An 11,733-nucleotide genomic window follows, 5' to 3' on the forward strand; every position below is an offset into this window, starting at 1 on the left:
AGTTTCTCTGTAAAGGAGGTGATCCAGCCGCACGTTCCCGTACGGCTACCTTGTTACGACTTCGCCCCAGTCACCGACCCCACCCTCAACGACCTCCCTCCCTTGCGGGTTGGGCGGGCCGTCTTCGGGTGAAGCCGGCTCCCATGGCGTGACGGGCGGTGTGTGCAAGGCCCGGGAACGTATTCACCGCCGCTTTGCTGATCGGCGATTACTAGCGACTCCGGCTTCACGCAGGCGAGTTGCAGCCTGCGATCCGAACTGGGGGTGGCTTTAGGGATCCGCTCCCCCTCACAGGGTCGCTTCCCTCTGTACCACCCATTGTAGCGCGTGTGTAGCCCCGGGCATAAAGGCCACACGGACTTGACGTCATCCCCACCTTCCTCCGGCTCATCGCCGGCAGTCCCCTTAGTGTGCCCAGCCGGCCTATAGCCGCCGTGGCAACTAAGGGCAGGGGTTGCGCTCGTTGCGGGACTTAACCCAACACCTCACGGCACGAGCTGACGACAGCCGTGCAGCACCTGTGCCGGCTCCCCAAAGGGGTCCCCCACCCTTTCAGGCAGGGTACCACCGGCATGTCAAGCCCGGGTAAGGTTCTTCGGTTAGCATCGAATTAAACCACGCGCTCCGCCGCTTGTGCGGGCCCCCGCCAATTCCTTTGAGTTTCACCCTTGCGGGCGTACTCCCCAGGCGGCCCACTTATCGGTTTCCCTTCGGCACGGAGGAGACTTCTCTCCCCCACACCTAGTGGGCATCGTTTACGGCCAGGACTACGGGGGTATCTAATCCCCTTCGCTCCCCTGGCTTTCGGGCCTCAGCGTCAGGCGCGCCCCAGGGACCCGGCTTCCCCACCGGCGTTCCGCCCGATATCCACGCATTTCACCGCTACACCGGGCGTTCCGGTCCCCTCTGACGCCCTCTAGCCGGGCAGTTTCGGATGCAGCCCACCGGTTGAGCCGGTGGATTACACACCCGACACACCCGGCCGCCTACGCCCCCTTTAAGCCCAGTGATTCCGGGCAACGCTCGCCCCCCCCGTATTACCGCGGCTGCTGGCACGGGGTTAGCCGGGGCTTCCTCTGGGAGTACCGTCAAGAGACAGGACTGTTCGCCCTGCCTCCCTTCGTCCTCCCTGACAGGGGTTTACACCCCGAAGGGCTTCTTCCCCCACGCAGCGTCGCTGGGTCAGGGTTTCCCCCATTGCCCAAATTTCCAGCCTGCTGCCTCCCGTAGGAGTGGGGCCCGTGTCTCAGTGCCCCTCGGGCCGGCCGCGCTCTCACGCCGGCTACCCGTCATCGGCTTGGTGGGCCATTACCCCACCAACTACCTGATGGGCCGCGACCCCCTCCCCCGGCGGGAGCTTGCTTCGCAGAGGCCCCCTTTCACCTCCATGGGATGCCCCACAGAGGCTGTATGGGGGATTAGCCCCAGTTTCCCAGGGTTGTCCCCCTCCGGGGGGCAGGTTGGTCACGTGTTACTCCGCCGTCCGCCGCTAAGGTTGCTCCCACTAGGAGAACAACCCCCGCTCGACTTGCATGGCTAAGGCACGCTGCCAGCGTTAGCCCTGAGCCAGGATCAAACCCTCCATAGGGAAATCCTGTCTCAATCACCGATACCTTCCTCTCACGCAATCCTCACTTGCCAAAGATCACTTGCCCGGATTTGCGAGCCTTATAAGGATACACCTCCCCGGAGGAGATGTCAAGATCCGGGGGTCTGGCCTCCGGACAAGAGTTCGGACAGGAGTGAAAGGGAGGTGGGGATCCTCCGGGGGAAAGCTGTATACTTTCCCTGCTGAACAAGAAACAACGAAAAGAAAGGAGGATCCCCATGAGGAAGTTTATACCCCTGAAGTCGTTCATGCAAGTTCTTTTTCCGGATCCTCGCTTTGCAGAACGAGCAACGGAAATCGGATATGCTCTCCTGGACGCCCGGTCACTCCGGATCTCTTCCATGGCTCGCAAGATGAAAGGCGTTTCTGAAAGCGCCGCGTATAAGCGTATCCAGCGCTTCCTCGAACATTTTAATCCCCATGAAACCCTCTGGAGGCTTTTCCCCGAAACCGCTCCCTTCGTGATCGCTGACGTCACCGAAATCGAAAGACCCCAGGCCCGCAAGACAGAATACGTCGGAACCCTGAAAGATGGCAAAACCCGCGGCTTCTGGCTCCTTGTTCTCGCCGCCCCTCTGCGAGGACGCGCCATCCCCTTTGCCATGACCACCTTCTCTTCAAGAACTCTCAAAGATACGGGAAGCTCACGAAATGCCGTCCACATCCAGACGCTTCTTTCCTGGAAGGTTCTCTGGAAATCGTCCCCTTGTGATGGACCGGGAATTCAGCTATACGACTCTCCTGCGCCATCTGCGGGAAGCGGGGATGAATTTCGTGATCCGCTTGAGAATGGGATCCCGTCCTCCGGTTTTTCTGGACGCCGAGGGACGAAAGGTCCATCTCACATGTCCTGTTGGAGAAAAAGTGGTCTTTCGGGGGCTGCGATACCGTGGGGAAGTGGAGGTCAACGTTATCGGGGTGTGGGAGTGGGGCCAGAAGGAACCCCTGTGGCTGATGACCACACTGGAGCCTGAAGAAGCGCTGCGGTTGTACCGCAGGCGGATGGAGATTGAGGACGTTTTGGGACATGAAAAGCCTGCTGGGGTTGGGAGATGTGATGAGCAAGAAACAAGCGGTGATGGAAAAGCTGGTAGGATTTATGCTCCTGGTCTACGGCATTGTGCTGCTTCTTGGAGGAGAGGTGCGTCAGGAACTTCTCCGTCGTACAGGCTCTGCAAGATGGGAACGCTTTTCCGGACCTTTTATCCTGCTTGAGAAGAAATGGCGATTGCCGCTCAAAGAATGGAGATCCTTGATTCAACGTGTCCACCACACGTTCATCCAATCCATCTACCCAGGTGTCCGAACTCATGGGTGAACTTCAGCCGGGGGTCGAATAGATTTTTCCGTGAGGCAACGACCCCCTGAAGTCGCTGACGATGGGAGGGATCAATGATCGAAATTTATCAGCGGCTGGGAAGTGCGCCGGTGCAGCCCGGTCCTAATATTTTGCGTACACCATCCCGGGGGTGAATCACCCGACGGTCCACCAGGAGCAGGGTATCCCCGGGAGTATAAATCCACCGAATGCGCTCCAGGGGGCGCTCCGCCTCATAGGTCCACTCGGGCACCGATCCCCACGCCCGTCCATCCAGTGTCATCCAGAAGAACTGATTGCCGTTTTGGGTAATAACCGTGATCGCATCTATCCCGGGCCCCCAGGTTGCACACCGAAGGGTATCCGCATAAACGTACAGGGTTTCCACTGCATCCCCTGTGCGGCGGAACAGAACGTTTTCGATACAGAAGGTATCTTCCGAAGGAGACCACGCCACATCACCGCGGAACGCAGGGATGGGAAGGAAAATCCGTAAATCCTGCGGTAAATATGACAGCACGAGACCGGAAGAGTCGCTGAAAACGTTCCAATTTCCCCGGGGTGATCGGAAAAAGGACAGCGCACCCCAGACAACCGAGTCGATCACCACATAAGGAAACGCCTCCTGCCGAGAAAACACAAGGCACCCGGGAGGGTTCCATCCATCATTCTCACACAGGCTCATCACGTTTCCATGATCTCCGATATAGAATCGGGTTTTCCCATACAGAATTCCGGGAACACCCACCTCGCATTCACTGGGGGATGCACCCCGGGGGGGACGATCCGCAGCACATCCCCAGGCCATGTATGCTTTTTGCAAGAATTGTGGGGGATCATACATGAAAAAATACGCACTGTCGTCTTCAAAGATGATGCGAGAGAGATAGTTCTCCGTGCCGAACAACCCGGCCCGAAACCCCTCATACCGGGCGATCGCACCGTGCTGAAAAAGCCTCCCTGACGGATCCACATCCGGGGATCCACACCACTCGCTATAGCTCCACCCGTTGCAACCGCTCAGCGCGAAGAAGAAGGGGGTCCAGAAAAATATACGGCTACGTCCAACCATAAGCTGAACATCCCCTGTGGGTTCCGTCCCCACCAGACGATGTGATGGTAGGGCACGCGAAAAGAAACCAGCACCCCGGACATTCCAAGGACACCGGACAGCCAGATCTCGTCCAGTTTGAGAAGGGTCTCCGAACGCCCCGAACCCGGAACTGTTCGGATTTCTCCCCTACGCCAGAGGACCTCCACGCCCCACCAGGCCCGGGTAGAAAGGGAGGACCGCACGGCGAGGCCAAGGTGAACAGGTGGTGCATACAGGAGCCCATACAGACGAGGGGCCAGACGAGTCAGGAAACCAACATGAAACGCAAAGAAACCGGCAACCCAATTCGGTGTGGTCATCACCACCCCGCCTGACATCGCTGAACAACGCCTGTCGGAGGTCATCAGGTCTGCAAAGGTCCAGAACATAACGATATATCCCTCGCACAGAGTTGGTGGGAAAAGGGTGGACAGCGTCCCGCGAAAACCGAAATAAACAAACCCATTTGACTTTCCAGGCATGGGCAAGATGGGATAGGTGGCAACGACCATCCAGAGTATCGCCCCGACCATCGGGAATAGTATACGGCTCCAGCACTGAACCGTTGAAGGTCTGCTGGACTTCATCGATCACCTCCAAGGAAGAACCTTCATCAGTTCAAACCGATCACACATCAACGAAACCTAAATTATCTGAAACGATCGACATCCCTGCTGTATATCAAAGACGGCATCCGGGTTCCCCTAAGGCACTGGTTCGAAGACTTCAGCTTCCCATGATATCATGCTATCTGGACAAGAATTCCGACACCCTAACCGACCGCCTCCCAGTTCGAATCATCTCCGGAGGTCAGTCACAGGTGGATGAAGGGGCGGGATGGATGGCGTATCCTTACGGCATGCGCGAACTTGCAGACGGTCTTCTCCTCGGTGTACTGCAGGGGCTCACCGAATTTCTTCCCGTCTCCAGTTCGGGCCATCTCGTGCTCGCCCGGCATCTCCTGGGGCTTCGCACGCCCGGCATCACCCTGGAGGTGCTGGCCCACGGGGGGACCCTCCTTGCCATCGTGCTGTATTTCTGGCGGGACATTCTCTCCATGTTCCGAAAGCCCCGTCTGCTCGGACTTGTGGTGCTGGGAATGCTCCCGGCCGGTCTTGCGGGCCTGTTCTTCGACGACGTGGTGGAACGTGCCTTCGCCCATCCCGGTACGCTCGTGATTACCTTCTTCCTAAATGGTCTGTTTCTTCTCTCCACCCGCACCCGATCCCCCCGGGATGACCTGACTCCGTCCCGGGCGCTTCTTGTGGGCGTGGCCCAGATTGCCGCCCTTTTCCCCGGCATATCCCGGTCCGGTTCCACCATTGCCACCGCTCTCCACGCCGGTGTGGACGCCGATCGCGCCTTCCGTTTCTCCTTTCTCATCGGGTTTCCCCTCATGGCCGGTGCCCTCCTTCTCGAACTTCTGGACGGGAACTTCCAGGCTCTTCCCCCTCTCCTGAGCCTCTCCACCTTCGGTGCCTCCCTGGCCAGCGGACTCCTGGCTCTGGTGTGGCTCCGCCGGTTCACCCTGACCGGACGGCTCTGGATGTTCGGTGCCTACACCCTTGCCCTTTCCGGACTGGTGGGACTATGGTTGCTCTTCTGAATTTTCTCCTGGCCTTCCAGCCCTTCTTTGCCCTTTCGGTGGACACGTCTCTTGCCCGGTTTGCGCCGGCGGTTGGAGACACCGATCTCGGCCAGATCTACATCCAGGCTTTCAACAACGCCCAATCTTCCATTGACGTGTGCATCTATTCCATCAACCGGAACGACATCACCGATGCCCTCATCGCCGCCCACAACCGGGGCGTGCAGGTGCGGGTGATCGCCGATTACAACAATTATACGGGGTCGGACCACGTGTATTTTCAGGCGATGCAGAACGCGGGCATCCCGGTCCTTCACAGCGCAGCCGGCCAGAACACCAGCCACACCATGCACAACAAATATGCCATCGTGGACGGATACCGGGTGATCACGGGATCCCTCAACTTTTCAAGCCCCACCACCGACGCCAACCACGTGGTGGTGATGGACGATTCCGCCCTCGCGGCCGTGTTCCGCCAGGATTTTGAAGAGATGTGGGGGTCCTCCGGGCCCTTCCCCGATTCCCAGGCTTCCCGCACGGGCACCCGGAAGCTCACCCCCGCCGTCCATCACCTCACCGTAAACGGCCACGACGTGTATGTGTTCTTCTCCCCCCAGGATCCCTTCACGGTGCTGGACACTTTTCTCTCCGTGGTTCGCACCACCCGGTCCCACGCCTTTTTCGAGCAGTGGTTCTTCACCCTGGGGGAAATCGCCGAAACCCTCCGGATGGTGTGGGAACAGGGAGCGGTGGTGGGGGGTCTCTTTGACGAAGGGAACTGGCTGGATCCCGACCGGAACTCCGAATCCTGGTGCCTGGTGGGCGATCCTTCCTGTGTGGGAACGCCCTGGGACCCGCCGGCCTGGGTGGCACCGGATGGCCTTCAGGGCAGGCTCCATCACAAGGTGGGGGTCTTTGACGACCGGTGGGTGGCCTTCGGGTCCACCAACTGGACCTACAACGGTTTCTTTTCCAACGACGAAAACCTGGTGCTGGTGCTCTCTGACACGCTGGCCGATGCCTTTCTCCAGGAACTCGCAGCACGGTGGCAGGAGGCAAGCAGCACCGGGAAACTTCCCGGACACCTCCGAACGGTGAACGTTCAGATGACCGGTTCCGACGGGGACAGTTCCTCCTTTGCCGGACGGCGGATCGGCGGGATCTGGACCGTGGCCACCCCCCTCAGCGGAGATCTCTACGCCGTGGTGGATTCGGTGTTTCCCTTTCCCTGGCAGGGGCTGGTGGTCCGGCTTCCGGGTGGCCCTTTTTCCCCCGGAGACCGGGTGCACCTCCACGGGATGATCGCGGAAAGCCTTCACACCACCCTGGTGGTGGCGGACACCGTGTGGACCGAAGGGGCCTACCCTTCTCCTTCCCCCTGGCCCGTATCGTCCCTGTCTTCCCTCCTTCAGGAGGCCTATGAAGGGGTGTTTGTGGAAATCGGCCCCCTCCAGGTTCTCCGTTCGGGAGGGGGACGCTTCACGGTGGGGCAGGGTTCCGACACCCTGGAAGTGGGGCGGTGGGGCGGGACGTTTTCCCTTCCCCCCGCAGGCGCGCACGTGATCCTTCGGGGTGTGCTGGTGGAAGACACCCTGGGCTGGACCTTCCTCCCCTCCCCCGGCGACGGGGTTGTGGGCGTGCGGGAACACCGTGTGCGTGTCGTGCAAGACCGGAGGTTGCCCCTGTTTGACCCCCTGGGCCGCAGGCTGGCCCGACCGGGAGGGCTCCAGATCGTTCTTCAAAAGGGGAAGAAAATCCTGCTTCGATAGGAGGACACCATGTCACCCCGTTTTCGCGCATGGCGGGACCGTTTCCTGGGATTTGTCACGGCCATCTTTCTCCTGTCAGGACTTTCCTTTGTAATCTTGGACCGGTGCGTCATGCCGGCCTACACCCGGCACGGTCAGGAGGTGTTTCTTCCCGATGTGACCGGCCTTCCCCTCAACGAAGCCCTGGACAGCCTGGCCGCCCATCGTATCCCCCTGGAAGACGTGGACACCATCGCCTCCACCCAGCCGGAAGGCACGGTGGTTCGTCAGGACCCCCATGGCGGGATGCGGATCAAGAAGGGCCGGAAGGTCCGTCTGGTGGTGAGCGGCGGTCCCGACTATTGATCCGACACCGGCCGGATGGCGGTGTGGAGAAGGAAGAGATACATCAGGATGGCGTTCAGGTAGTGGAGGCTCACCACCCCCACGTTCACCCGGGAAAGCACCGTCCAGGCCCCCAGGGCGATCTGGAGCACCACCAGCCCGAGAAAAACTCTCGCCCACCTCCGGCGGATGAAAAACAGGGGAAGAAGAGCAAGAGCATAGCCCAGAAAGCGGTGGGTGAGGTGAACGCCCAGGGCGTGGGTCATCACCGGGGGAAACCAGGCGCCCCCCACACAGGTGGGGAATTCGGGACAGGCCAGGGACGCCTTGCTGTGGCGAAGAACGCCCCCGATGAAGACCTGCAGGAGTACCAGCCCGACCATCACCAGGGCGGCGCGATCCACAAGGATCAGGCGTTCGGCCTTTCGGGCGTCCGCCCACACGGCAAAGAAAAAGAGGCCAAGGATGAGAAAGGCCGTCACCAGGTGAATGGAGGTGATGAGGACGGGAAGTTCCAGGAACACCACGATGCCCCCGAGGGGGATCTGGACGGCAAGAAGAACCAGCACGGCCAGGAGGAGTTTGCGAGAGAGTGCAGGGCCCTCTTTCCATAGCGTCCATGCGGAGACGAGAATCAGGACGGTGGTCACAAGACCCAGCAGCCGATGGGTGAACTCCACCCAGGCATCCCACCGGGGAGGAGGAATGAGCCGTCCATAGCAGAGGGGCCAGTCCGGGCATCCCAGCCCTGCCCCCATCACGCTCACCAGATTGCCCATCACCATGAGGGCGATGATGGTGCCCACCGTCACCCAGAGCAGTTGATTGCGTTTCATTCCAGAACCTCCAGGGTTCCTGCCTCTTCCGGGATCACCGGCTGTGGATCGGGGAGGGGAGACCAGAGATGGGCAATCCCTTCCCTCGTGGTTCGTGTCCACAGAGGGAGTCCGGCAACCCGCACCACCACCCCCACAAGCCCCTCCCCTTCCCGGTGCACCCGCACCACCCGCCTCCAGGGCTCCGGTCCACCCAGGAGATGAACCAGCGCGGCAAACAGGGCGTTCACAAACTCAGGAGGGTACGCCGGTCTCCGGATCACAAACCGGAGTCCGGTGTAATGGATCAGGCGGTAAAAAGAAGTTCCCCCCACCCGGTGGGGAAGGCCCATCCGGTGAAGGGTGTGGGCAAGCCGGCGCGCCGGACCTTCGGATCGCTCCTCCGGAACCCCCGGGAAAAACCCGATCCTGGGCTCATCGAGGCTCTCCTCAAACATCACGGTGAGATCGGGACGGACCTCGTTCTGAAGAAACACCCGGTCCACGTCGGACATACCTTCCGGCGGGATATGGACGTCTGCTCCGAAAAAGGCGCACCATCCTGCAAGGAGACGAACCACCTCGGGAGGACCTTCCAGCCACAGCTTCCGGTGGAGCACGCCGTCCAGGAGGGGCTCAAGGAGAACCTCTTCACCGGAGGCACCCTCCTTCCGGAGCACCCCATAGCCCCGGGCCCGGAAGGTGAGGGGTCCCCTGCCGGGTGTGAAAAACCACCCGCCCGGGAGGGGGTGGAACACACCTGAAGGCGTGTGGATGTCCACGTTCTCCAGGACCTCCCCCGTCCGGGCATCCCGGATCCGGCCGAACTGATAGGTCCGCCGTTCCTGATAGGTGAGTTGCCCAACTCCGCTGAATCCGGGAAGATCCACCTCCAGCACCCCGCTCCCCCGGGGAAGGCGCACCACCAGATGGACCTCTCCTCCGGGCCGGGTGCGTTCGTCCCGCTCAAGGATTTCTCCGTCCTGGAGGCGGAGCCCCACCCGCAGCCCGGGCGGCGCCGGCCGCCCGAAGGGGTCCACAACCCGGATCCGAACATGGGAGGGGATCCGGAAGGACAGCGGATAGGCGTGCATCACAAATCCGTGCACCGGCTGTTCCACCGAAACCGGCGCCTCAAAAGGCAGAGATGGAACCCCCTCCAGTGTGAAAAACTGCGCCCGAACCGTCCACCGACCGGCGGGAAAGTCCCGGGGGATCCGCACATGAAACCGATCTCCTTCGTCATCGTCCACAGCAAGCCGCTGATCCCCGAGCCAGATTTCAAAGGTGGAGGGATCCACCGGCCCCTCCACCGAAAAGCTCAGCACATCTCTTCTTCGCTCCATCTCGCGGATCCGGGGAACGGTTCCCCCGGTCCGGTCCAGAAAGGCTTCCACCGCCCGGGCCAGAATTTCCGCTTCCAGGGAGGTCCCTTCCCCCAGCAGAAAGGCTTCTCCGTCTTCATGGAGGAGATAACACGCCTCGGTGAGAAGGCTCACCCGATCCGGCACCAGCACCCGATAGGTTGCGGGAAAGGGCTCGGGATGGGGTGGAAAGGGCCAGCGGGGGTCCTGAAAGGCCCGGATCACCTCCCGGGCAAGCTCAAGGGAAGGATGGATCCGGACAAGGGGAACATAAAATTCACCCCGGTTCAGGAGGGGAGGTCCCTCGGCGGTGGCGTTGTGATGGATGGAGATCCAGAGGTCCCCTTCCACCGCCACCCGTTCGTCCAGGGCGCGCTCCACATCGTCTTCCCGGGTCAGGACCACCTGCAGTCCCAGGGCCCGCAGGCGCGGGGCAAGTTCCCGCGCCACCCTGAGGTTGACGTCTTTCTCCAGGGTTCCCCGGGGACCCCGGGTGCCCGTCTGCCCTCCTCCGTGGCCCGGATCCAGGACCACCCGCAACGGCCTGCCCGCCATGGATCAGAGTTTGATCTCAACCGTGTGGCGATCCCGCACCTTCTCAATGAACGCTTCCACCGCCGCCTGGAGTTTCCGCCCAAACAGAATCTGCCGGAGCTGATCCTGCACCTGTTCGAAGGGCGGGGTCTCGCCACCCCGTTTCTCCTTCACCATAAACACCCAGAATGCGCCCTCAAAAAACACCGGATCACTGATCTCACCCGGCTTGAGCTCCCGGATCACCTGCGCCACCTCCGGCGGGAGAAGATCCAGCCGTTTCCACCCTGCATCGCCTCCCAGATCCCGGGTGGCATGATCGTCGGAATATTTCAGGGCGAGTTTGGAGAAACTCTCCCCCTTCCGTGCCCGCTCGGCGATCTCCTGGGCAAGCCTCTTTGCCCGAAGGGTGTCCTGAACGGTTTGCTCGGCCCGGAACATGATGTACCGGAGAACCACCGACTGATCGGTCAGGGTGTCCACCTTGAAAATGGCATAACCCAGGGGAAGGCGCTGGGGCGGAAACACCGTTCCGGGTTTGGCTTTCAGGATTTTGTCCGCAAGGGTGTCCGGGAGGAGTTCATAGAGGCCCGATCGGGGAATTTCTCCCACCAGACCGCCCTTTTCCGCCGAGGCCCGGTCGTCCGAATACTGCCGGGCGGCCTCCTCAAAAGAAAGTCCACCTTTCGTGATCTGATCAAACACTTTCCGGGCCTTTCGGGCCGTCACCTGAAGGGCTTCATCGGAAGGTTTCACCAGCACCACGATCTGATAGAGCCGGACCTCCTCCGGCTGGCGGAGGGTGTCCTTCACCTGCTCATAAAAGGCCTGAAGTTCATCCGGCGTGATGGTGACCTTCGGCGCAATCCGTGTCTGGACAAACTTCTGAACCAGAAGATCCTCCCGGACCCGATCCCGATAGAGATCCTTGAGCTCCTGCCGGGAGGTGTTGTTCTGCTTCAGCATGGCGTCCAGCTGTTCCTTTCCAAACTGTTTTTCCAGCTCCTGGAGCTGGGCGTCCAGGTTCTGTTCCACTTCCTCATCCGTCACCTGAAGGGCGGTATCTTTCCTGGCCTCAAGATACAGGATTTTCCGCTTGATCAGTTCGTCCAGCACCACCCGCTCCAGGCTGTCCACCGTTCTGGGATCCGCCTGGGCGAGAAGAGGCTGGGGAACCATCATAAAGAGGGCTTCCCGCACCTCGGAAAGCATGATGGGTTCGCCGTCCACCAGTGCCGCCACGCGGTCCTGGGGTGCACTCTGGACCAGAAGCCCGAGGAGCAACATCCAGTTCATCCAGATCCTCCTTGTTTTTTCCT

At 60.8% G+C, this 11,733-nt stretch carries 8 protein-coding genes, 1 rRNA gene and 1 pseudogene; 5 read left to right on the forward strand and 5 right to left on the reverse strand.

The features are described 5' to 3' along the window. Window positions 1-11: 11 nt before the first annotated feature. Window positions 12-1,588, reverse strand: a 16S ribosomal RNA gene (locus AC6HU3_RS02440). Between the two features lie 732 nt (window positions 1,589-2,320). Here AC6HU3_RS02440 and AC6HU3_RS02445 point away from each other — a divergent pair. Together AC6HU3_RS02445 and AC6HU3_RS02450 are read left to right on the forward strand one after the other, a co-directional pair. Next, window positions 2,321-2,584 (forward strand): annotated as a pseudogene (locus AC6HU3_RS02445) (transposase); the annotation flags it as partial. 52 nt (window positions 2,585-2,636) lie between these two features. Further along, a complete protein-coding gene (locus tag AC6HU3_RS02450; RefSeq protein WP_497536325.1) occupies window positions 2,637-2,927 on the forward strand; it encodes a hypothetical protein in 291 nt (96 codons plus the stop codon). Between the two features lie 88 nt (window positions 2,928-3,015). Here the strand turns inward: AC6HU3_RS02450 and AC6HU3_RS02455 are convergent, their stop codons facing one another. After that, the gene (locus tag AC6HU3_RS02455; protein ID WP_497474360.1) at window positions 3,016-3,999 is read right to left on the reverse strand and encodes a hypothetical protein; all 984 of its coding nucleotides are present in this window, start codon (window positions 3,997-3,999) and stop codon (window positions 3,016-3,018) included. 880 nt (window positions 4,000-4,879) lie between these two features. Here AC6HU3_RS02455 and AC6HU3_RS02460 point away from each other — a divergent pair. The 3 genes from AC6HU3_RS02460 to AC6HU3_RS02470 are packed head-to-tail and all read left to right on the forward strand — an operon-like array spanning window position 4,880 to window position 7,722. Further along, window positions 4,880-5,626 carry an undecaprenyl-diphosphate phosphatase gene (locus AC6HU3_RS02460; protein WP_497474362.1) on the forward strand — a complete coding sequence of 249 codons (747 nt, stop codon included), beginning with the start codon at window positions 4,880-4,882 and terminating at the stop codon, window positions 5,624-5,626. After that, window positions 5,611-7,377: a phospholipase D-like domain-containing protein gene (locus tag AC6HU3_RS02465; RefSeq protein WP_497474364.1), complete on the forward strand. Its 1,767-nt coding sequence runs from the start codon at window positions 5,611-5,613 to the stop codon at window positions 7,375-7,377. Before AC6HU3_RS02460 ends, AC6HU3_RS02465 begins: the two co-directional genes overlap by 16 nt. 9 nt (window positions 7,378-7,386) lie before the next feature. Then, window positions 7,387-7,722, forward strand: a complete 336-nt coding sequence (locus tag AC6HU3_RS02470; RefSeq protein WP_497474366.1) for a PASTA domain-containing protein — start codon at window positions 7,387-7,389, stop codon at window positions 7,720-7,722. Here the strand turns inward: AC6HU3_RS02470 and AC6HU3_RS02475 are convergent. From AC6HU3_RS02475 to AC6HU3_RS02485, 3 genes are read right to left on the reverse strand one after another with little or no spacing between them, the layout of a single operon-like run. Then, on the reverse strand, window positions 7,716-8,537 hold the full coding sequence (locus tag AC6HU3_RS02475) for a COX15/CtaA family protein (protein WP_497474368.1): 822 nt from the start codon (window positions 8,535-8,537) through the stop codon (window positions 7,716-7,718). The two genes, AC6HU3_RS02470 and AC6HU3_RS02475, sit on opposite strands and share 7 nt — an antisense overlap. Beyond that, window positions 8,534-10,435 (reverse strand): N-acetylmuramoyl-L-alanine amidase family protein, encoded by a 1,902-nt coding sequence (locus AC6HU3_RS02480; RefSeq protein ID WP_497474370.1) that lies wholly within the window; start codon window positions 10,433-10,435, stop codon window positions 8,534-8,536. Before AC6HU3_RS02480 ends, AC6HU3_RS02475 begins: the two co-directional genes overlap by 4 nt. 3 nt (window positions 10,436-10,438) lie before the next feature. Then, window positions 10,439-11,710, reverse strand: a complete 1,272-nt coding sequence (locus AC6HU3_RS02485) for a peptidylprolyl isomerase (RefSeq protein ID WP_497474372.1) — start codon at window positions 11,708-11,710, stop codon at window positions 10,439-10,441. Window positions 11,711-11,733: the final 23 nt, after the last annotated feature.

It is taken from the genome of Caldifarcimen microaerophilum (assembly GCF_055387105.1).